This window comes from Amycolatopsis sp. cg5, from assembly GCF_041346955.1.
Lineage (GTDB): Bacteria > Actinomycetota > Actinomycetes > Mycobacteriales > Pseudonocardiaceae > Amycolatopsis.
The window spans coordinates 1,294,280-1,315,288 of the sequence record NZ_CP166849.1 but is presented as its reverse complement, the minus strand read 5'-3'; the positions used below and the strand labels follow the sequence as shown (position 1 = coordinate 1,315,288).

The window sequence follows — 21,009 nt, the reverse complement described above, 5'->3', positions numbered from 1 at the left end:
CGCGCCGTGGAATGGACCAGCCTGCACTGTTTCCTGCACTGCACGCCGGAGGTGGCCGACGAGTTCCTGCTCGCCGACGTCGCCCCGCTGCTGGAGGGCCGGTCGTGGTTCTTCATCCGCTACGGCGAGGGCGGGCCGCATCTGCGGATCCGGGTGCGTGACGCCGATCCCGGCCTCGCGCACCAGCTGCACCTGCTGGCGTCGAAGCTGCCGGAGCTCGAAGGCCCGTGGCCGTCCAAGCACGGCGAAGTGCGGGAAATCCCTTATGTGCCAGAGACTTCCCGCTACGGCGGACCGCTGGCGCTGCCGATCGCCGAAGCGGTGTTCACGGAGTCGACCCAGGTCGCGTTGCGCGTGATCGCCGAGACGCCGGTCCGCTCGGAGCGGCTGTCCGTCGCGACGACGCTCGCCGTGGCGACCGGGCGCGCGCTCGGCATGGACCGGCTGGAGACCGCGCGCTGGCTGCGCAGGCATTCGCGCAGCTGGCAGCACGCGGAAGGCGTGTCGCTGCTGCCAGCGCCGGTCATCCACTCGAAGGTCAACGCCGTCTACGCGGGCCAGCGGCAGGCGCTCGTCCGCCGGATCGAGGACGCCTACGCGCCCGACTGGTCGGACGCGGTCAGCTCGGCCGACTCGGCGCTGGACCTGGGTGAAGCGCGGACGTGGGTGTGGGCGTCGCAGCTCCACATGCTGCTCAACCGCATGGGTGTGGTGCCGGACGAGGAACGCGCCGTCTGCCTGCTGACCGCACGCGCGCTGCTCGACGACGACGAGACGTTCTTCGACGAGGACGGTCCGGACACGCATTACCTGGAGCACAGCAAGTTCCACATCGGCGCCCGCGCCGAGTCTGCGGCGAAGACCATCCCGGTGCCGGAACGCACGGGCGGCACTCCCCTGCCGCATTCACCGTTGCCGCCGGCGCGGATCGGCGAGGTGTTGACGAGCCGAGTGTCCACTCGTGGCGCGTTGACCGGCCCGCTCACCGCGAACGATCTGGGTTCGCTGCTGTGGAACGCGCACGCGGAGACGCATCACACGGGCGGGCACGCGCACCGGCCGTATCCGAGCGCCGGCGCGCTCTACACCGCGCGGCTGCGGCTGTTCGCGATGGCGGTCGACGGCGTCGAACCCGGTTGCTACGAAGTCGTTCCGGAGAACCGGGCGCTGCGGCGGGTCGGTCGTTTACCGTCCACTGAGGACTTGTCGGCGTTGTCGGGGTACCTGCTGCGGCCGCCCGACGACCCGTACGCGATCACCATCGAAGCCGCGCCGGTGATGCTGGGTCTCTATGTCGACCTCGGCATGCTGCGGCAGCGCTACGGCCTGCGCGCGTTGCGGCTCGGCTTGCTGGAGGCCGGGCATCTCGCGCAGACGCTGCTGCTGGTCGCCGCGGCGCTCGGGCTCGGCGGCACCCCGATCAACGGCTTCAACGACGACCTCGCGCACGAACTGCTCGGCCTCGACGACCTCACCCAGCCACTGCAATATCTCGTTCCACTGGGCAGGCTGTAACCCCCGAGCCGGGATAAAGCGGGCTTTACTTCGCGGGATAAAGCCCGCTTTATCCCGGGGAGTTTAGCGGGCTTTATCCCGGGTTTTCGGGGCCTGGGTTTTCGAGGCCTCGGTCGCGCAGGTAGCGGGTGTGGTCGGCCTGCTGGCGGATGTCGGCCGAGTAGAACTGCTCGGCGACGCGGTGCGCGTCCGTCTCCAGCAGGTCGAGCTGGGTGATCAGCTCGCCGCCCGCGCGCTTGGCCGCGAACCACCAGGGCAGGTTCAGGTACGACTGGACCGAGAGCGGCAGGTCGACGGTCGCGAGCCGGGTCACCGAGTGCAGGACGTCGGGATTCGCGCGTAGTTCGGCGGGGCGGTCGAGCATGCCGAGGACGATGTCCCCGATGCGCGTCACGCGGTCGACGGCCGTGTCCGGCATGCGGGCCGACTGCGCGCGCACCGCGTCCAAGACCTTGCGCAGGTCGTCCCGGAGCTGGCCGGTTTCGACCGGCACCAGCCGGACCCGTTCCGGCGGCGCCAGCAACGCGCCGACGGCGTACAACGCGGCCACGACGGGAAGCCAGAGCCAGCCGTCGATCACGCCGGTCAGATACAGGAGCACGCCCACGAACCCCGCCAGGCAGCCGGCGAGATTCTTGGTGGAGCCGAGGTATTTCACTGGTAACCGCGGATTTCCTGGAACACCTTGGCCAGCGCCGTGGTGCGCGCGTCGAAGACCTTGCCGCCGGTGAGCGTCGCGACCGTGGTCAGCTCGTCCGAACTGCCCTCGCCGAACAGCACGGTGAACACCGGGATCCGCCGCGACTCCACCGGCAACGCGCCGAACGCGCGCTGGAAGTCGCCGACGTCCGATCCGTTCGCGTTCTCGCCGTCGGTCATCAGCACGATCGACGTGAAGCGGTCGGGGTCGGCCGCGCCCAGCTGCGTGTACGCCTGCTTGAGGCTGTCGTAGATCGCGGTGCCGCCACTGGCTTCGAGACCTTGCGTGTAGTCCTTGATCTTCGCGAGTTCGGCCTGCGGATCGGCCTCGGGCACGGTGAACGTGCGCGGAGTGCCCGGCACGGAGTTGAACGGCAGCACCGTGATCTCCTCACGGCCACGGAACCGCCGGTACCGCCCGGTCAGCGAGTCGTCGGCGCCGGTGAGCCCGGCCAGTGCCGAGCGCAGCGACTCGATGCGGTCGCCGCGCATCGAACCCGAGGTGTCGAGCACGTACAGCGTGCGCGACGGGCGGCGGATCTTGTTGAAGTAGGCCGAAAGCAGCGCGTCGACGGACTGCTGCGTCGCCGGGAACGGCAGCTCGATCAGGTCGCGCTGCGCGAACTGCGTGCCGAGTTCGACGCCGGGCACGACCGGCCTGCGCTGGGTGGTGGTCATGATCTTGCGCTGCAGATCGGGCGTGCGCAGGTGATCGGCGAGCTTCTGGTGTGCCGCCCGCGCGTCGTCGTTCGCGCCGGTGAGCAGCGTCAGCGGATAGTCGGCCGTCACCACGCCGTCGCTCGGATACACCAGTGTCAGCGGTTCGGCCGGCTTCATCGACAGCAGCACGGACTCGTAGTTGATCAGCCCGTCGACCTTCGCGCCCGGGTCCTGGCCCGCCGCGCGGCGCTGGAAGGCGTCGGAGAGCCAGCCGGAAGACCCAGCGGAAAGCGTTTGCGCGCTGAAGAACTGAGTGAGCGCGGGCGTCACCGCGCCGATCTGCTCGGCGGTGACCGCGCTGCCCGTCCCGGCCAGCGCGGACGCGACGGCGACCAGCGCCGAGAAGCCCGAGTTGGACGCCGACGGGTCGGTCATGCCGTAGGTGAAGGCCTTCTTGCCCGCGGCGTCGGCGATCTCGGCCCAGCCGACGCGCTTGCCGCTCCAGCCCAGCCGGTCGGCCGCCGGCTTCGCGAGCCCGAGCACCACCGGCGAGCTCATGATCTTGACCTGATTGCCGAGCCGCTTCGCCGCCTCCGGCACCGCCTGCGGGTACCGGTTCGAAGAGAACCAAACCGCGTCGTACTTGCCGTCGGCGCTGCCGTTCGCCAGCTCCTCGGCGCCTTCGAGCGTGCCGGTGAAGGTGAATTTGACCTGCACGCCGGTCGCCTGCGCGGCCTCGTCGAGAATCGGCTGCATGTCGGCGAGTTCGCTGCCGGCGAGCACGCGCAGCACGCCCGGTTGCGGCCCGGCGGGTTCGGCGTCCGAGCCGCACCCGGCCGCGAGCACGGTGACGGCCAGCGCCGCGATCAGCTTCCTCATCAAGCCCCCTCGTGTGACCGGCGCAGGTAGTCCTCGGCGCGCCGGATCTCCCCCGCGAGCGCCTCGACCGTGACGGACATCGTCGCCGCCGCGCCCGCCTTGAACTCGTCCATGGCGTCGATGGCGGCGTAGATCCGCTCGAACGACTGCCTGATCGTCTCCGTGCCCACCGCGGGGTCACTGCTCGCCTTGCGGATTTCGGCGCTCTGCAACGAGAGCAGCTCGCTGTTCGCCTTGATCAGACCGTCCGTTGTGGACTGCAAGGCGTCCACTTCGGACAGAACGTCGCGCTGGTTCGCCAGCGCGGCACTGATCACCAAGGCGATCCGCAGCGCCGAGACAGTGGTCGAGACCGCGCGCTCGACACCGCGGATCAGCTCGTCGTTGCTGCGCTTGATCAAATCGAGTGCGAGGTAGCCCTGCGCGCTGACCGCGAGCTGGGTCAGGATGTCCTGGTGCCGCTGGCGGATCGGGTGCAGCACGTCCGCGCGCAGGGTGTTGGCCTTCGCCGGGTCGGCGAGGTCGAAGATCTCCGCCTGCCGCTCGACCGCCGCGTCGACCGCGCCCGCGAGCGCCGCGGCCTCGGACAGCTTGCCCATGGTCTGCCAGAGCCGTTCGCGCTCGCCCTTGATGGCCGCGTTGTCGCGCCGCAGCACGTCTTGACGCGTGCGCAGCTCGATGACCAGCGCGTTGACCGGCTCGTTCGCCGCGCGATACCGCTCGAGCGCCTTGCGCGCGCTGCCCGCGATCGGGATCAGCCCGAGCACCTTGCGCCCGGTCAGCGGCAGCTGCGCCGGATCGAGCTCGCGCACGGTCCGCCGCAGCCCGGCCAGGCTCAGCGTGACCTGCTGCTGCGGTGACCGCTGCTCGGCCAGTGCCCGCGCGGACCGGTCGAGCATGGCGCCCGCCACGGTCGCGGCGGCACGCATGTCGGACTCGCCGACGGACAGCAGCTCGTCGAGCCGCGTGGTGAACTCCGGCGCGCGGACGTCGAGTTCGGCCAGTTTCCCGGCGAAGTGCGCGGCCCGCTCTTCGGCGGCCGCGGCCACCTCGGGGTCGAGCGCGACGAGCCCGGCCGCGCGTTCGACGGGAATGGGCTCGACCGGCTCCGGCGGGGTGAGGGTGAACTCCATCAGTACTGCTTCTTCACGGCGTCGAGCATCCGCTCCAGCGTCTCGAACGTCGGCGGCTCGACCGCGTCGACGAGGTCGGCTGGCGCCTTCGGCTGCGTTTCGGTGAAGTGGCGCGGATCGCTGGTGCGGAAGCCGAACGACGCGGCGAGCTTGCCGAGTTCGGGGTCGGTCGAGAGCAGCTGGCCGACCTTGTCGCCGTTGCCGCCCAGCGGGATCAGCGTGTGCTTGGAGTAGATGGTCGGCGAGGTGTAGAGCAGCCGCATGTCCGGCCGGATCGCGCCGTCGGCCTTGAGCTGCCTGCCGAGGAACTGCGACTCGTAGATCAGCACCATCGGCGTCTTGCCCATCCCCGCCGAGAGGTAGTCCTCGAACGGACCTTCGGTGCTGTTCTGCGTGTACCCCTGGTCGAGGAACAGCTTGGCCAGCCCCGGCGCCACCTTCGCCTCGGCCTCTGGCGTGCTGACCACGGCGTTCCCGTTGGCCACGAAGGAAACGATCGACAGGTACATCGCCGCCGAGTTGGACTCGCGCGGGTCGGTGGTGGTGATGAGCACGTTCTTGCGCGCCGGGAACGCGGTGTTGCCGGGCAGCTGGTCCCAGCGGGTGGCCGTGAGCTCCAGGTACTTGGCGATGTCGAGCACCTGGTAGTCGCCGGGCCCCTTGTGGACGGCGTTCTGCGCGCTGAGCAGGCTGACGATCGGCTCGAACGTCGCGACGGCCATCGGCGAGGAGAACGGCGTGTAGACGCTGGTCACCTTGCGGTCGCGCTGGATGCGTTGCGCGGCGGGCGAACTGGCCGGGAACGCGAAGTCGTACTTGCCGAGGTCGAGACTGGTCGCGATCTGACGCGAGCCGGCGGCGTCGACCTGCACTTTCAAGCCGTGCTTGGCGAACGCGTCGAGCACCCGCTGATCTTGGAAGAACGGCAGCTTCTCCGAACCGATCGCGCCCCGCACCGTGGTCAGCTCGGCCTGCGTCGTGTCGTCGCCGCGTCCCCACACGATGACGGCCACCACGGCCAGGAGGAGCGCCACGGCCAACCCGATGGACAGCCTTCTTTTCACCAATGTCCTCCCCCGGATCGCACTGCTGGATCCTTCACTTCTTTGACGCTGGGGAAGACGGTATGGAAGTGAACGCTTGATGAACTCGCGCGCGTAGCCGCACGCTCACGCGGTGTCGCCGTTTTCACGGCATGCAACCAGCGCCTAACGCCCTGAAGTGCTGATCTGTGCCCCTTGTCACCCGGGCGTGACTTTGGCGTTGCCATTTCGTAATACTCGGCTCGCCCCGAGAATCCCCGACCGGATAAGCGAGCAGAAAATGGCAGGCCGACATAGCAAGAAGCCCGTGGCGTGGAAGTTGCCGACCGGAATCGCGACTTCAGTGACCGCAGGGCTCGCTCTGACGTTCTGGCTCACCAGCGGCCCAGGCGGCGAAGCCGTCGCCAACGGCGGCGCGAACATGGCGTTGCAGGCCCCGCTGCACACCGCCGCGCCGACCACGTCGTCCTCGGTTCCCTCGTCGTCGGCCACCCCGACCCCGACTTCGACACCGTCGCCCACCACCACTGAGCAGCCCAAGACGAGCGCGCCGGTCAAGAAGGCTCCCCCGCCCAAGGAGTGCTCGACCAGCCTGAGCGGCACCAAGCCCTACGTCGCGCAGGTCGGCAACCACGTCAAGGCCAAGTTCGGCATCGACGAGGTCGGCGGCGTCGCCAGCCGCTCCGGCGCGAGCGACCACCCGTCGGGCCTCGCGCTCGACTTCATGGTCGACACCGCGACCGGCAACCAGGTCGCCGACTACGTGCTGGCGAACCAGAAGGACTTCGGCGTCAGCTACGTCATCTGGCGGCAGCGCTACAACGACGGCAGCGGCTGGGACACCATGGAGGACCGCGGCGGCGCCACGGCCAACCACATGGACCACGTCCACGTGTCCTTCAAGTCCGGCGCCAAGGTCGACGTCTCCTGCTGACGAACGCGATAAAGCGGGCTTTACTCCGCGGAGTAAAGCCCGCTTTATCCCGGGTGCTAGGAGACGACCAGCGCGTAGTCGGCGTCCGTGGCCGCGGTCTCCTTGTGCGCGTCCACGTTGACCTGGGTCGCGAGGACCTCGACGGTCCAGGTGCCCGCGGCCGCGCTCTGCAGCAGGACGTTCTCGACGGTGTCGACCGTGTTCGGCACGCCGCCCGAAGTCGAGAAGTTGCCCGCGCGCAAGCCGTTGTTGCCGTAGTACACGGTCCCGTCCGGCGCGGTGACCTTCAGGCTCAGGTCGTTGACCCGCGCGACCGAAGCGCTCGGTGAGCCCGCCGGGTCCGTGTAGGCCAGCGTCGCCTTGAACGGCTTGGCCGCGCTGACGTTCACCGTGTACTTCTTCGACTGGCCGGTGCTCAGCAGATCGGTCTCGTTGACCAGCACCGGGAGTTTCCAGCCGTTCGCCTTCGCGGCTTCGTGCAGGGTGCGCAGGTTCGCGGTGCCCCAGCCCTGATGCGTGCGGGTCATGTCACTCGTGGTGCCGGTGAACGGGTACTGGTCGGCGCCGTTGATCAGCAACGCTTTCGCGGTCGCCGCGTGCGGGCGGCCGGCGAAGACGTCACGCGCCTTGCCCGGTCCGCCGTCGAAGACGCCGTCCGCCCACATCTGGAACAGCAGGCCCGCGTTACCGCAGGTGATCGGGGTCGCGCCGCTCGTGCCACCGAACGAGGCCGTGTACGAGGTGTTGCTCGACGACGACGTCGTGTCGATGCGGTCGTAGTAGTTGGACAGTTCCGGCTTGATGCGGCCGTCGGCCGCCGGGCCGATGCTGGCGCCGCCGTTCCACTTGTCGTCGGTGCGGCTCAGCGTGTTGTAGTGGTACTGGCCGCCGACCGAGAGCACGTTCTTCGCCCACGCCTGCGGTCGTGACTGCGTCGAGCCCGCGTTGCTCTGCGACTGGCAGATCAGCAGATCGTGATCGAAGACGATCCGGTCCATCTCGGCCGACACTGAGGTGTACGCCGTGGTCAGGCCGCCGCCCCAGCTGTTGCTCTGGAACACCGCGCGGTACGGGCCCGCCGGGTCGACGAGCTGTTTCGTGTGGCCGTAGCGGTCGGACTTGTTGTTGGTGGCGAAGATGCCTTGCCCTTCCGGCAGCAGGCCTCGGTGCGGCGCGCTCACCCCGGACGCGAAGATCTCGCCGTAGGTCGAGGTCCCGTGGCCGGTGTCGGTCGAGTTCGAGCCGTGCAGGAGTACCGGCTTGGCCTGGAATTCCTGGTGCGTCGCACGCACTCCGCCGTCCATCACCTCGCCGCGCACGCCCTGCCCGCGGTACCCGGCCACCGACTCCAGGTAATTCGCGCCGCCTGCCTCGCGGGCGTTCGCCATGTCCGTCTCGGGATCGGAGACCGCGCCGACCGCGAGCACCGCCGGCGACTGGGCGAGCGCCGAAGCCTGGCCCGCGCCGAGCATGGCGACGATGTGCTGGCCGCTCTCCGAGATCGCCTCGACTCCTCCGCCGAGCCGCAGGATCTGCTCGGCGATCACGCGCTGGTCGGCCGTGTCCGTCTCGACCAGCGTGACGAGGTAACGACCGGCCGACGCGATGGAAAGTTCGACCTTGTCCGACGCGCGGTATTCACCGACCCAGCGGACGAATTCCAATTCCGAGACCGATTTCCGCGCTTTTTCGGACATGCGCACGACGTAGGCGAAATCGGGGATATAGGAACCGATTCGCACACCGAGTCCGCGCAGTTTCTGTCGCTGCGTGTCGGTGAGACCGTCGCGGACTTGCAGCAGGTAAGCGCCTCGCCAGCCTGCCGATATCGGAGCCGACCGCTGCGCGAGCGGGTCGAAAGTCCGTCCGGCCAAGTGAATGAGCCGGGTTTCGGCGGGCGTCGCGGCATCCGCTACGGCGGGCAGTGCGGTGCTCAGCAGGATTACGCCCAGCATGGGCGCCAGTAAACGGGCAGACCTCTTCCGTGGCATGAATTACCTCCGGGGATCAGCGGGGACGCGGATCAGACATTACCGGCGAATTGCCAGTTGATCAGCCGCCGAACGGCCCAGGAGGTTATTGTCCAACCAGGGGAAATGGCGTAGTAACTGTTAACGGGGACGGCAGAATTGCCGTACTGGCCACTGATCGGGACCGGAAGGATGCGCGCAATGATTCGCGCCGCCCTCCTGGCCATGACACTCGCCGCACTCACCGCCTGCGGCACGGAAGACACTCCGCCACCCGCTTACAAACTGACCGGTGACGCCTGTTCGGCGACCGACACCACCCTGTACACCACCCTCACCGGCGACACCTCGGCGAAGGGCGAGGCCGAAAAGCTCGTGCCAGGCCTCCAAGGCGGTGCCTGCAAATGGACTTTCGACGGCGCGCACGGCTATCTGCTCGTGAACACGTTCATCGCCATCCACCCGTCGGCCGAAGCGGCCAAGAAGATGTACGACGATTTCCGCGTCACCGACGCGAAAGCGGACGCCGCGAGCGAAGAAAAGACGGTCATCGACGTCAAAGGCCTCGGCACCACCGCGCACCTCTACCGCGAGCACGACGACAAAGCGCCGTGGAAACCCGCTGATCAATGGTTGTACAAGTACGTCGTGCACCACGGCACGCTCGTGCTGACGGTCAACGCCGGCGGCTTCGGAAGGGAAGCCACCGGCTGGCCGTCGAACGAGCAGGAACTTCAGGACAAGGCCAAGTCGACCACCGAAGCGATCATGAAGAAGCTGGCCGGCTGACCTCGGCGAGCAGCGAGTCGAACCCGCCGCGGATGCCGTCGGCGAGCAGCTGGACGTCGGGCACGCCGTCGAAGTCCGCGTTGACGCCGAAGGTGATCTGGTCGAGGTAGGAGAAGATGCCGATCGAGATCCGCAGCGTGCTGGCGATCGGCACGTACGGGTACATCTCGGTCATCGGCCTGCCGAGGAAGTAGAGCGGCACGCGCGGGCCCGGCACGTTCGTGGTGACGGTCTGCAGCAGCTGCTGCGGGAACCGCATCGCGGTGCGCGAGCCGAGCGCCAGCAGCGTCGGCGCGGCGAAGTCACCGAGCCCGGTGATGACGTCCGCGCCGGCGGCCTGGCGGCTGCCCTTGAGGTCGTCCATCTGCGCGCGGACGGCGGCGAGCCGCTTGAGCGGATCCGCCTCGCTGACCGGGAGGTTGACCAGCACGGCGCTCACCCGGTTGTTGAGCTTGTTGTGCTCGTCCTTCGACCGCATCGACACCGGCACCATGGTCCGCACGACCATGCCGTCGGTCAGCTCGCCGCGCTTTTCGAGCAGGTCACGGAAGCCGCCGCTGATCGCGGTGAGGATGACGTCGTTGACCGTGCCGCCGGTGACCTTCCGGATCTGCTTGATCTCCGCGAGGTCCGCCTTCGCCCACACCCAGCGCCGGTGCGGCCCGATCGGCCCGTTGAGCGAGGTCGCCGCGCGGGTGGTGAGCCGCTTGACGGTGCCGGGCAGGCTGCCCGCCAGCGCGCGGCCGACGTCGAGCAGCTCCGACGAGCTGCGCAGCCTGCGCGCGAGCCCGGGGATGGCCGAGAGGTGCTTGACCGGGGTGGTGACCGCGTCCTTGAGCCCGGACCCGACCAGGTCCAAGGTGGACGGTGCAGGCTCCGGCTTCCACTCGGTAACCTCGCCGATCTCGGTGGCGTCCGGCCGGAAGTCGAGCAGCATCTGCATCAGGTCGGTGCCCGCGACGCCGTCGATCATGCAGTGGTGGACCTTGGAGATGAGCGCCCAGCGGCCGCCTTCGAGTCCTTCGACCAGCCACATCTCCCACAGCGGCTTCGCGAAGTCGAGCCGCTGCGCGAACACGCGACCGGCCAGGTTGCGCAGCTGGTCGTCGTTGCCGGGAGCCGGGACCGCCGTGTGCCGGACGTGGTACAGGATCTGGAAGTGATCATCGTCCACCCAGACCGGGCGGCCGACGTGCAACGGCAGGCTCTTCACCCGCTGCCGGTACCGGGGCACCCCGTCCAGCTTCGACAGCAGCCGCCGGATGACATCGCCGTACGACGGCGCGGGGCCCTCGAACACCAGCACCGACCCGACGTGCATCGGCACGTTCTCGTCCTCGACAAAATAGAAACCCGCGTCCATCGCGCTCATTCGATCCACAGCCGTCAACTGTAAAGGTCAAGGGCAGGTCACGGCGAGGGACCAAACCGGTGAGATGTGCGCCTCACCTGCGCTTATGCCGGTGACCGGGGTCACCCGTTCGCCCCCGAACAAGTCCTTTGTGGACACTCCAGGGGTCGTGAGTGGTATGGCCGGTTAGAACCGGCCATACCACTCACGAGTCCTTAAAGCCTCGCCCAGAGGTACTGGAGGCGGACCTCCCACGGCCGCGCGGCGCGGTCGAGGAACATCAGGTCGTCCATGCGGCAGTTGCACGGGTTGCCCTCGCGCGTGTTCTGCGGGAAGCTGCCGCCGATCTTGATGCCGAGCGGGTTGGTCGCCGACGCGAGGTCCGGCTCCGGCTCGCCCGCGACGGCCCACGGGTCGCCCTTGTCGACGTAGAACCCGTCGACCGGCTCACCGTTGCGGTACAGGGCCATCGTGCCGTTGTCGTAGTCGAACGTCGCTGCCAGGAACACCCATTCGTTGAGCGGCAACAACTTCTGCCAGTCCTCGGTGGCCGCGAAGGTCTGTGACGCGGCGCCGTCGACCCGCCTGCCGAGCGCGACCAGGTGGAGCTTGCCGTCGACGTTGATCAGTTCGAGCAGCGCGCGGACGGCGTGCCCGTCGGAGTTGCCCGAGAGCAGGCCGACCAGGCCGACCGCGCCGTAGCGGGCGCCGGGGGTGGACGACCCCGGGTTGGGGCTCGGGTTCTCGCCGGTCATCTTGACCCAGCCCATGATCGTCGCCTCTTTGGCGCCGTTGAACGCCTTGAGCGTCGGCTGGCCACCCGGCGTGTAGAGCCCGGCCTTCCAGTCGTCGGTGCCCTTCGCCGTCGGGTTGACCTGCTTGACCTGCAACGAGTTCCGGCTGGATACGCCGTCGCGGACGCGCATGGCCGCGCCGCCGTTGACGAGGTTGATGGTCGTGCCGGACCGCCCTTGGTCGGCCTCCTGCGCGGGCTGCCCCTTCACCGGGTGCTCGAAGTCGTAGTAAGCGACCAGATTCCTTGACAGGGTCGGGAAAACACCGCGAGGCCAGTGCTCCACACTCGCCTGGGCGGGAACCGCCAGCGACAAGCCGAGCACCACCGCCAGCGGCAACGCCAAAAGCCGTTTCATCATTTCTCCCTGGTGCCGGTGACGGTCAGGTCGCGCAGGCGCCCGATGTTGTCGAACGAGCCGAAGCCGACCCGGCCGGACTTGAACGTGGGGTCGATCGCGGTCATCAGCGGCGCGTCGGAGCCGTCGACGTAGACCGCGATCTCGCCGGTCGCCGCGCAGTGCGTCACTTCGACGTCATGCCACCGCGCGTCTTTGACCGCGGGCAGCGCGCCGACCGAACGCGCGGCGTCCCATTGGTCGTCGATGCGGAGCCGGTCGGCGTTGTTGACCGCGAAGATCCCGTTGTGCGGATAGATCGTGTTGTCCTGCGAGAGATGCGCGTAATAGAACTGCGTATCCGACTGGTAGCCGAACACGATGATCACGTCGCGGTTGGGGATGTCGACCGGGGTGTCCAGCCGGACCTCGGCGTCGATCCGCACGGACCCGAACACCGGCCCCTTGGTCAGCACGGCGTACTCGAACGGCCTGCGCGGTCCCGGCCGCTGCTCCCCCGCCTGCGCGAGCACGACCTCGCGGCCGGGGAACTGCCACTTCGCCGGGGTGACCGGCGCCCAGTCCCTGGCGCTCGTGGCGTGCGAGACCTCGGTGTGCCCGACGCGGCAGTCCGCGAACCGGCGGGTGCCGGTGATCTTCCAGATCTTGCCGTTCGCCTTGGCCGTCAAGTACAACTCGCCCGATTGGTCCTGGCCGAAGCGCAGGTCGACCCGCGGGTCGCCGGCGAGTTCCTGCATGGTGACGCGCTTGCCCGCCTCGTTGTAGAGCATCAGCTGCTGGACCTTCGCCAGCGGCGCGCCGATCCGCATCTGGCGCACGTCGCTGTAGAGCACCGTGCCGCTGACCCCTTCGGCGAAGAGGTACTTGCCGTACAGGCCGTCGAGCTTGTGTCCACGGTAGACGAACCCGCCCATGAGCGCGTTTCCGCTGTCGGCACAGGGTTTCTGGCTGGCGAGCCGGTTGTGGTCGAACGCGGCGACCGGGTAGGTGTAGCCGAACTTCGCGTCGTCGGGCGGCAGCGGGAAGACACCGCAGCTCGGATCGCCGCGCTTGTAGAGGAACGGCCCTTCCCGCTCACTCCAGCCGAGGTTGGCGCCCGGCGTGATCTCGTAGACCGACTCGACGGCCTTCTCGCCGATGTGCCCGAGGAACATCTGGTGCCGCCAGCCCGCCGGGTCCCAGCTGAAGCGGTACGGGTCACGCATGCCGGACGCGTAGATCTCACCGAGCACGCCCGCCTTGCCCACGAACGGGTTCGCGCGCGGAATGCCGTACTTGCCGTTGGCGCTGTTCGTGCCACGAGGGTCGATGCGGAGGATCTTTCCTTGCGGCATAAGGAGATCTTGCGGAACCGAGTTCTTCGTGCCGACGCCGCCGTCGCCGACGGCCAGGTACAACAGGCCGTAGTCGGCGTCCCACCAGTGCGCGGTCGGGTTGAAGCCGATCTCCTGGATGCCGTGCAGCTGGCCTTCGAACCCGAGGCGCAGCACCTCGCGGTGCGTGCCGGAAAAGACGTCGGCCTTCGGGTCGGTGGCGGTCCACTCGGTGAGCACGCCCTGCGCCGTCTGCTGCTCCGGATACGCGAGGTCGGGCTTCTTGCTGGTCAGCGCGCCCCACGCCTCGGTGTGGATGGTGTAGAACCGCCCGTTCTTCGCGAACCGCGGGTCGAAGGCGACGAAGCCGAAGCCGCTGCCGAGGCCCTTGTGCGTGTAGAAGTCGGCGCCGGCGGCTTCCGCGCCGACGTCGAGGTAGACGTGCTGCTGACCGTCTTTCAGGAAGTACAGCTTGCCGTTGAGGTCGGGCACGTACAACCGGCCCGAGTGGTCCGGCAGCTCACCGAGGTAGTTGATCCGGTTCCAGCGTTTCAACCGGCTGTCGGTCGGCGCGGGCACCGGTTCGGACTTCGGGAGGGTCGCGATCTCCTTGAGCGTCAGGCCGAGGCCGGAGACGGCCGGTGTCGGCAAGGGATCGAGCACTTGCTCATCGGCGTGTGCCGACGGCGTGATCAAGCCGGTCACCAGTACGGTGACGAGCATGGCCAGTAAGCACGGTCTGGATCTGGACATTCGCCCCACCACTCTGTGCAGTCTGAATACCTGATTCTGAAAGCGCTTTCACACGGCGGATTTCAGACCATACAGAGACCAAAGCGGCATAGGCAAGCGCCTAACGGACGCGAACTTCCTCGACCTCGGACACCTGCCACGAGGCGCCGTGACCGTACGAACTCACGTTCGCGGTGAGCTTTCCCGTGACGCCGGGATCGACGCTCACGGTGAAGTCGATCGGCGGATAAGCCTTGTGTGGCGCGAGAACATCGTTACGGGTGCACCTGTCGACCATGCAGGTCCAGCCCTCCCCCGCGGCTTTCACCGGCGTCAGCCCCACCAGCGGTTCGAAGGCCACCGACTGCACACTCCCGTCGGCGCCCTCCCGGCCATGGCTGCCGAGCGTCACCCGGAACACACCCGTCCCGCCCGCCGGGAAGACGGCGGGGAAATGTCGCGTTTCGAGGCTTAATGGGCTCTTGATGAACTCATGCGCGCCCGGCACGTTTCCGGGGAATGACAACGGCAGATAAGGAACCGGGTTCCCGATACGCGGGACATTCCGCGCCGACGGCACGTATTCGCTCGGCGCGATGCGGCCGTCGGCGCCGAGCACGCCGAAGCAATAGCCGAGCGCGCGGGCGCCGTCGATGATCTGCGGCACCGCGGCGACGGTGGAGGCGCCCGCCGGGGTGTCGATCGGGCCGTCGTGCAGCCCGATCAGCAGGCCGGGCCGGAGGGCGGCGAGTACCGTGTCCCTGATCTCGGCGGCCGTCCTGACCGGGTTCCAGTCCTCGGCGAGGATCCACTCCCCGTCCTCCGCCGCGAAGATCGTGTAACCCAGCGAGGTGAGCGTCGCCCTGGTCGCCGGGTCCGCCACGGTGTACGGCGGCCGGACCCCCTTGAACGTCATCGGCGCGCCCGCGCGGACGAGCGCCTGTTCGGTCCGCCGCACCTCCTTGACGACCGCGGCCGCGGGCAGTTCGGGGAGATACGGATGCAGGTAGGTGTGGCTGAGCTGGACATGGCCTTCGGCGGCCTGGAACGCCGGGACCCGGGGATTCGCGTCGACCCGCACGCCGTTGTCGAAGAAGGTCGCGTGCACCCGCTTGTCCCGCAGGACCTGCAAGGTCTGCGGCCGGTAGTACGACGGGCCGTCGTCGAAGGTCAGCGCGACGTAGCCGGCACACCCGGTCTTCGCGGGCGCGGCCACCGGCGCGGTGAGCGAACTCAGCGCGGTGACGGCCGCGATCGTGAGCGCGGTGAACATACCGATCCCCCCAAGGAAGCCGGGCCATGTCGATCGGATGCTCCCACAGCCTGGCCGGGATTCGCGTCGCCGTGGCCGGAAGTTGCCGCTCGTGGAAACCATTTGACGCGGCTTGAAAAATCAAGGCATGAGCGAGATCCGGCTACGTCCAGCCCAGCCGCACGAGGCGGACGCCGTCACCGAGCTGTCGCGCCGGTCGAAGGCGCATTGGGGCTACAGCCAGGAGTTCCTCGACCGGGTCCGCGACATCCTGGTCGTCCATCCGCACCAGATCCGGGACGACCTGGTCGTGGTCGCCGAACGCGACAGCGAGCTGCTCGGCTTCTACCGGCTCGACGGGAAGCCGCCGGAGGGCGAGCTGGCCGACCTGTTCCTCGAGCCTGCCGCGATCGGCACCGGGCTCGGGCGCAGGCTGTGGGAGCACGCGCTGGCCTCGGCCAAGGCGAAGGGTTTCGAGAGCCTCGATCTCGAGGCCGACCCGAACGCCGAGCCGTTCTACCGGCACATGGGCGCGGTGCGCACCGGTGAGCACGAGGTGTCCCCCGGCCGCTCGCTGCCGATCATGACTGTTTCTCTCTAGCCTTCGCCCGGCGCTTGCCCTCGTGCATGGCCACCACCCTGGCGATCGGGATGGTGTGCCCCTCGGCGACGAGGTCGTCGGGCAGGCGCTGCGGGGCGGGCATGGACTCGGCCCACGGGTCACGCTCGCCCAGCAGCGCCGGCGCCGTCTTGATGGTGAAGTCGCGCGGGCTGACCTGCTCGAGGTCGTCCCAGGCCACCGGGAACGACACCGAGGCGCCGGGCCGGATCCGCGGGCTGTAGGCGGCCACCACGGTCGCGCCGCCCGCCCGTGTCGCGTCGAGGAACACCTTCCCGCCGCGGTCTTCCTTGATGTAGGCCGTGGTCGCGAGCGCGGGGTCGATCCGCTCGGCCTGCGCGGCGAGCGCGCGCGTCGCGGCGGCGACGTCCTCGACGCCCTGCGGTTCGAGCGGGACGAAGATGTGCAGTCCCTTGGCGCCGCTGGTCTTGACGACGCCTTCGAGCCCGAGATCGGCCAGCGCCTGGCGGACCAGGAAGGCCGCGCGGACGACCACGCCGAACGCCTCGCCCTCGGGCGGGTCGAGGTCCATCACCAGGTGATCGGGGCCGGACTCGCCGATCCGCGCGAGCGGGACGTGGTACTCGATCGAGCGCTGGTTCGCCAGCCACAGCAGGGTTTTGCGGTCGTCGCAGACGACGTAGGAGACCTCGCGGCGGGACGACTCGGCCCACATCGAGGCCCGGCGCACCCAGTCCGGGGTGTACTTGGCGGCGTTCTTCTGCATGAACGGCGCCTGACCGGGACGGACGCGCAGCACCGAGAGCGGCCGGTCGGCCAGGCACGGGAGTACGCGGTCGCGGACGGCGTCGAGGTAGTCGACGAGGTCGCGTTTCGTCGCGTCCGCGCCGTCGAACAGTGCCGAGCCGAGGCTCGTCAGCGATACCCCGTCACGCACCTCGTCGCTGGTCATCGCCCCACGATGCCACATTCGGGCACTCGGTGCGTTTCGCGCGAAACATCAGCTCATTCGGACCCTTTATCGGTACAGTTCAGGACGTATTCCCGCCAGACATCGGATCACCTCTTGCCCAGCGCGGGCCTGCTGGCGTACATACCTCTCTGAAACCGTCGAGCACGTCTTCTCTCCGCCGCAGGGGACGTCTGTCAGGAGGCAGTTCGTGCTGGGTACGAAGAAGTACGCCCTATTCCGTCGTGTCGGCATTCTGCTGGCCACGCTCCTGCTCGTCGCCGGGCTGGCCCCGGCGACCGCCAACGCCGAGTTGCAGCATCCACGCCAGGACTGGCTGCGCGCGTCCACCGCGGGCTTGTTCCTGCACTGGGGCATGCGCACCTCGCCGGGCTACACCAGTTGCGGCGCTTGGGAATCCGCCGTCACGAACGGCGGCTGGAACGCCAAGTACTGGATCGACGAGGCCAAGAAACTGCACGCGCAGTACGTCGTGCTGGCCTCGTTCCACTCGCGCCTCGGCTACGCGCGGGCGTGGCCGTCGAACATCCCCGGCAGCTGTTCCACCAAGCGGGACTTCCTCGGTGAGCTGATCGAGGCAGGCAAGGCGCAGGGCGTCAAGGTCATCAACTACATGACCGACGATCCGCAGTGGCACAACGAAGGCGGCCACGAGTGGCTCGACTCGGCCGCGTACTCGAAGTACCACGGAAGCAACGTCGACCTGACCCAGCGCGACGGCTTCGGCCGGTTCAGCTACGACAACTTCGTCGAGGTCATGCAGCGCTACCCGGACCTCGCCGGGTTCTGGATCGACAACGACAACGCGTACTGGGAGTCCAGCGGGCTCTACGAGCGCATCCGCAAGGACCGCCCGAACTACGTGCTGAGCAACAACAACGAAGACACGCCGATCATGGACACGATCAGCAACGAGCAGAAGACCGGCATGACGCCGTCGTATGACTACCCGCAGGCCGTCTACACCGCCGCGCCGCGGCTGATCGAGGCCTGCTTCAAGCTGCCGAGCACCGGCGCGTGGTGGTACAGCGGCACGAACTCCACGGTCGACTACAAGCTGACGTACGGCCGGTACCTGACCAACAAGGGCTCGGACGTCAAGGCGCTGATGGCCGAAACCGCCATGGTGAACGGGAAGTTCCCGTCGAACCAGGAGGCGTTCAACAACGCCGCGAACACGTTCTTCGACAAGATCTGGGAGTCGATCGACGGGACCTGGGGCGGCGGCTACGACCACGCCGGGCTCAAGCCGGGCTTCTGGAACAACGGCGCGCACGGCGTGACGACCGTGAGCAAGACCAACCCGAACCTGAACTACATCCACGTCATCACGCCGCCGTCGGGCAGCACGCTTTCGGTGCGGGACAACGGGTACAAGGTCACCAAGGTGACCAACCTGCGCACCGGCGCGACGGTCGCGCACACGCAGTCCGGTGGCTCGCTCACGCTGAGCGGGGTGTCGAGCTGGGACCAGTACGACACGGTCTTCAAGGTGGAGACCAGTGGCCGCGAGGGCATCATCCCGTCGTCGACGTACACGATGAGCTCGAGCAACGCGGCCAGTGGCCACCCCGCCTCGGCCGCCGCGGACGGCAGCTACCTGACGTACTGGGACGCCTCGACGACCCAGCCCGCGTCGCTGCGCTTCGACCTGGGCTCGGCGCGCAAGGTCCAGTACGTCGCGCTGAACCAGCGTGAGGACTCGACGACGTATCCGTCTTCGGGCTCGGCGCGGATCAAGAACTACCGCGTCTACGTCAGCAACGACGGCACCAACTGGGGCAACCCGATCAAGACGGGCGCGCTGCCGAACCACCGCGGCGTCCAGTTCATCGACCTGCCCAGCGGCACGACCGCACGGCATGTCCGGGTGGAGAAGGTCGACAGCCAGGGCAACAACCGCCTGCGCGTCGACGAGGCCTGGCTCGGCTCCGACTACGCGGCAGGCGGCGGCACGGTCCCGCCGGACCCGACGCGTCTCGAGGCCGAGGACGCGACGATCGCGTCGGGCGTGGTCGAGTCCAACCACGCGGGCTTCTCGGGCACCGGGTTCGTGAACTACGACAACGCCGTCGGCAGCAGCGTCGAGTTCACGGTGAACGCGGCGACGGCGGGCCCGGCTTCACTGAAGCTCGGGTACGCCAACGGGACCACGGTCAACCGCCCGATGGACGTCTCGGTCAACGGCACGACCGTGGCATCGGCGGTCGCCTTCAACGGCACCGGCGCCTGGACGACGTGGACCACCGCGACCATCCCGGTCACGCTGGCCGCCGGGGTGAACAAGGTCCGCTTCAGCGCGACCACGGTCAACGGCGGCCCGAACGTCGACTATCTCCAGCTGGGGTAAGTCGTGAGTGGTACGGCCGGTTCTAACCGGCCGTACCACTCACGACCCTGGCTGGATGTAGATGGCGCCGAAGCCGGATTCGGTGCGCACGGGGCGCCGGACGATGGCGACGCCGAAGCGGAGGTCGGCGGGTTTGCCCGCACTGTCCACACAGAACACCGTCGCCGCCGTGCCGACGGGGCCTGCTGAGATCAGGTCGACACCCCGGCAATAGCCCGGCTGCGAGCCAAGTGTGGTCACCTGCAGCACGTCGCCGCCCCTGACGCCGAGGAAGCCGATGACGTGGACGCCGGGCGCCAGCCGCTTCGCGGTGCCGTGCTGCAGGAAAGACAGGTCGCGCACCGAGCCGAGCCGCCAGTCGCTGTCGGCCGGCGCGCCGGTTTCTATTGCGTGGCAAGCGATTTCGGTGGTCGAGACCACCTGGCAGCGAGTGTGGCCGTCGCCGTACGGGGTCACCTGCGCGTAGCCGGTCATCGGCGGCACGAGGTAACGGCCCGGCCCCGGGTGCCGGACGGCCGGGGCGTCGGAACGGACGTCACCAGCGGAACCTTGCGCGAAGAATATGTCGAACCTGACGTCGACCGGCGCGGTCGCGGACCGGCAGATGACGGTGATCAGCTGGTCGTCGCCGTCCGGCGCGGTCTCACGGACACCGCAGGAGACGACGGCGCCCGCGGCCCAGTGGTTGACGGTCACGTGCGCGACGCCGTCATCGGCGCCGACACCCGGCAGCCGCACGCGGTACTCGCCCGCGGCGAGGTGGGTGACCGTGGCCTTGCGGCCCGCCTGGTCGGCGTCCTTGCGCCAGGTCCCCCACACGCCGTCGCCCGCCATCGGTCGCTCGACCTGCAGCGGCTGGCTGTACTCGTTGTCGACCCGCGCGTAGCCCCACTTGCGCGCGGGCGGCGGGGCAGGCGCCTCGGGCGGTGAAGCGGCCGCCGTGGGCGCGGGCGGCACGATCGGCGCGACGCCGCCGGGCGGGTCGTCGGCCAGGTACGGCATGGCGGGCGCGGGCTCGCCGGTGGACGCGGCCGGCGCCGAGGGGACGTCCGGGAGCACGGGGTGACCGGCGATCGGCGCCGCTGCCTCACCGGGCGGGGCGGCGAGCGCGCCCTGGCCCTGCCGGACGGTGTGCGGGGCCAGCACCAGCACTCCGCCGACGACCAGCACCCCGATCAGCCCGGCGGCGGCGTTCGCGGATCGCCGGACGGTCCGCGGGTTGCGGCGCGCGAACTCGGTCACCGCGCCTGCCCGCTGGAGCACGCCGACGCGCCGCTTGAGCAGCGCGAGCGCGGCGGCACGGCGAGACTCGTCCCGCTCGGCCAATTCGAGGAGCCCGGGGCCCAGCGCCCAGCCGGCGTAAGCCTCGGCCTCGGGGCCGCCCACCGCCTTGGCGATCGCCTCGTGGGTGGCCTTGCGCGCGCGAGTGAGACGGCGGTCGACGTCGGCGACGGGAACACAGACCGCGACGGCGAGTTCGGTGCCGACCACCGGGACACCGTTTTCCACGGTGAGCCGGACGTGCTCGGCCATCAGCCGCCGGAGACCCGGCTCGATGCCCTTGATCGCGTCCCGTATCCGGTGCACCAGCTCTTCGTCGCCGGCCATCCACCCTCCCGCAGCGTATTCGTCCAGTCTGGCGCTCACTGTGCGGCGGCTGCGACACATTCGTCCCCGTAAAGCGAGAA

16 protein-coding genes are annotated in these 21,009 nt (G+C 68.8%); 5 read left to right on the top strand and 11 right to left on the bottom strand.

Annotated elements, in window-relative coordinates; translation table 11 throughout:
- The first annotated feature begins 6 nt into the window (after window positions 1–6).
- Entirely contained in the window at window positions 7–1,515 is a 1,509-nt protein-coding gene (locus AB5J62_RS06400) for a thiopeptide-type bacteriocin biosynthesis protein (RefSeq protein WP_370947182.1), read from the top strand.
- Window positions 1,516–1,588: 73 nt separating this feature from the next.
- Here AB5J62_RS06400 and AB5J62_RS06395 read toward each other — a convergent pair whose 3' ends face one another.
- Genes AB5J62_RS06395 through AB5J62_RS06380 form a run of 4 tightly spaced genes read right to left on the bottom strand, consistent with a single transcriptional unit; the run spans window position 1,589 to window position 5,950 of the window.
- Window positions 1,589–2,173: a hypothetical protein gene (locus AB5J62_RS06395; RefSeq protein ID WP_370947181.1), complete on the bottom strand. Its 585-nt coding sequence runs from the start codon at window positions 2,171–2,173 to the stop codon at window positions 1,589–1,591.
- The gene (locus AB5J62_RS06390; protein ID WP_370947180.1) at window positions 2,170–3,753 is read right to left on the bottom strand and encodes a substrate-binding domain-containing protein; all 1,584 of its coding nucleotides are present in this window, start codon (window positions 3,751–3,753) and stop codon (window positions 2,170–2,172) included. Before AB5J62_RS06390 ends, AB5J62_RS06395 begins: the two co-directional genes overlap by 4 nt.
- The gene (locus AB5J62_RS06385) at window positions 3,753–4,886 is read right to left on the bottom strand and encodes a toxic anion resistance protein (RefSeq protein ID WP_370947179.1); all 1,134 of its coding nucleotides are present in this window, start codon (window positions 4,884–4,886) and stop codon (window positions 3,753–3,755) included. Before AB5J62_RS06385 ends, AB5J62_RS06390 begins: the two co-directional genes overlap by 1 nt.
- The gene (locus tag AB5J62_RS06380) at window positions 4,886–5,950 is read right to left on the bottom strand and encodes a hypothetical protein (RefSeq protein ID WP_370947178.1); all 1,065 of its coding nucleotides are present in this window, start codon (window positions 5,948–5,950) and stop codon (window positions 4,886–4,888) included. Before AB5J62_RS06380 ends, AB5J62_RS06385 begins: the two co-directional genes overlap by 1 nt.
- A gap of 259 nt (window positions 5,951–6,209) precedes the next feature.
- On the opposite strand from AB5J62_RS06380, the gene AB5J62_RS06375 reads away from it, so the two are divergent.
- Window positions 6,210–6,863, top strand: a complete 654-nt coding sequence (locus AB5J62_RS06375; RefSeq protein WP_370947177.1) for a hypothetical protein — start codon at window positions 6,210–6,212, stop codon at window positions 6,861–6,863.
- 56 nt (window positions 6,864–6,919) lie between these two features.
- Here the strand turns inward: AB5J62_RS06375 and AB5J62_RS06370 are convergent, their stop codons facing one another.
- Window positions 6,920–8,818: a S8 family serine peptidase gene (locus tag AB5J62_RS06370; RefSeq protein WP_370947176.1), complete on the bottom strand. Its 1,899-nt coding sequence runs from the start codon at window positions 8,816–8,818 to the stop codon at window positions 6,920–6,922.
- Between the two features lie 216 nt (window positions 8,819–9,034).
- On the opposite strand from AB5J62_RS06370, the gene AB5J62_RS06365 reads away from it, so the two are divergent.
- Complete coding sequence (locus tag AB5J62_RS06365; RefSeq protein ID WP_370947175.1) at window positions 9,035–9,622, top strand: hypothetical protein; 588 nt, start codon at window positions 9,035–9,037, stop codon at window positions 9,620–9,622.
- Here AB5J62_RS06365 and AB5J62_RS06360 read toward each other — a convergent pair.
- The 4 genes from AB5J62_RS06360 to AB5J62_RS06345 all read right to left on the bottom strand — a co-directional run bounded on the left by AB5J62_RS06360 (window position 9,600) and on the right by AB5J62_RS06345 (window position 15,442).
- Entirely contained in the window at window positions 9,600–10,994 is a 1,395-nt protein-coding gene (locus AB5J62_RS06360; protein ID WP_370950195.1) for a wax ester/triacylglycerol synthase family O-acyltransferase, read from the bottom strand. The two genes, AB5J62_RS06365 and AB5J62_RS06360, sit on opposite strands and share 23 nt — an antisense overlap.
- A 194-nt stretch (window positions 10,995–11,188) precedes the next feature.
- Entirely contained in the window at window positions 11,189–12,124 is a 936-nt protein-coding gene (locus tag AB5J62_RS06355) for a LamG-like jellyroll fold domain-containing protein (RefSeq protein WP_370947174.1), read from the bottom strand.
- Window positions 12,124–14,190, bottom strand: coding sequence for a sorbosone dehydrogenase family protein (locus AB5J62_RS06350; RefSeq protein ID WP_370947173.1), 2,067 nt, complete (start codon window positions 14,188–14,190; stop codon window positions 12,124–12,126). The genes AB5J62_RS06355 and AB5J62_RS06350 overlap by 1 nt, the downstream gene beginning before the upstream one ends.
- A gap of 100 nt (window positions 14,191–14,290) precedes the next feature.
- Entirely contained in the window at window positions 14,291–15,442 is a 1,152-nt protein-coding gene (locus tag AB5J62_RS06345; protein ID WP_370947172.1) for a polysaccharide deacetylase family protein, read from the bottom strand.
- A gap of 127 nt (window positions 15,443–15,569) precedes the next feature.
- On the opposite strand from AB5J62_RS06345, the gene AB5J62_RS06340 reads away from it, so the two are divergent.
- Window positions 15,570–16,022: a GNAT family N-acetyltransferase gene (locus AB5J62_RS06340; RefSeq protein WP_370947171.1), complete on the top strand. Its 453-nt coding sequence runs from the start codon at window positions 15,570–15,572 to the stop codon at window positions 16,020–16,022.
- On the opposite strand, the gene ligD is transcribed toward AB5J62_RS06340, so the two are convergent.
- Window positions 16,003–16,953, bottom strand: a complete 951-nt coding sequence (ligD, locus tag AB5J62_RS06335) for a non-homologous end-joining DNA ligase (protein ID WP_370947170.1) — start codon at window positions 16,951–16,953, stop codon at window positions 16,003–16,005. The genes AB5J62_RS06340 and ligD overlap by 20 nt on opposite strands.
- A 208-nt stretch (window positions 16,954–17,161) precedes the next feature.
- On the opposite strand from ligD, the gene AB5J62_RS06330 reads away from it, so the two are divergent.
- Complete coding sequence (locus AB5J62_RS06330; RefSeq protein WP_370947169.1) at window positions 17,162–19,321, top strand: discoidin domain-containing protein; 2,160 nt, start codon at window positions 17,162–17,164, stop codon at window positions 19,319–19,321.
- A gap of 39 nt (window positions 19,322–19,360) precedes the next feature.
- Here the strand turns inward: AB5J62_RS06330 and AB5J62_RS06325 are convergent, their stop codons facing one another.
- Complete coding sequence (locus AB5J62_RS06325; protein ID WP_370947168.1) at window positions 19,361–20,929, bottom strand: hypothetical protein; 1,569 nt, start codon at window positions 20,927–20,929, stop codon at window positions 19,361–19,363.
- Window positions 20,930–21,009 lie beyond the last annotated feature (80 nt).

Coding starts and splice junctions, on each gene's coding strand:
- AB5J62_RS06355 (WP_370947174.1), bottom strand. CDS start 12,124: ATGAAACGGCTTTTGGCGTTGCCGCTGGCGGTGGTGCTCGGCTTGTCG.
- AB5J62_RS06390 (WP_370947180.1), bottom strand. CDS start 3,753: ATGAGGAAGCTGATCGCGGCGCTGGCCGTCACCGTGCTCGCGGCCGGG.
- AB5J62_RS06365 (WP_370947175.1), top strand. CDS start 9,035: ATGATTCGCGCCGCCCTCCTGGCCATGACACTCGCCGCACTCACCGCC.
- AB5J62_RS06385 (WP_370947179.1), bottom strand. CDS start 4,886: ATGGAGTTCACCCTCACCCCGCCGGAGCCGGTCGAGCCCATTCCCGTC.
- AB5J62_RS06325 (WP_370947168.1), bottom strand. CDS start 20,929: ATGGCCGGCGACGAAGAGCTGGTGCACCGGATACGGGACGCGATCAAG.
- AB5J62_RS06360 (WP_370950195.1), bottom strand. CDS start 10,994: ATGAGCGCGATGGACGCGGGTTTCTATTTTGTCGAGGACGAGAACGTG.
- AB5J62_RS06345 (WP_370947172.1), bottom strand. CDS start 15,442: ATGTTCACCGCGCTCACGATCGCGGCCGTCACCGCGCTGAGTTCGCTC.
- AB5J62_RS06375 (WP_370947177.1), top strand. CDS start 6,210: ATGGCAGGCCGACATAGCAAGAAGCCCGTGGCGTGGAAGTTGCCGACC.
- AB5J62_RS06370 (WP_370947176.1), bottom strand. CDS start 8,818: ATGCTGGGCGTAATCCTGCTGAGCACCGCACTGCCCGCCGTAGCGGAT.
- ligD (WP_370947170.1), bottom strand. CDS start 16,953: ATGACCAGCGACGAGGTGCGTGACGGGGTATCGCTGACGAGCCTCGGC.
- AB5J62_RS06350 (WP_370947173.1), bottom strand. CDS start 14,190: ATGTCCAGATCCAGACCGTGCTTACTGGCCATGCTCGTCACCGTACTG.
- AB5J62_RS06340 (WP_370947171.1), top strand. CDS start 15,570: ATGAGCGAGATCCGGCTACGTCCAGCCCAGCCGCACGAGGCGGACGCC.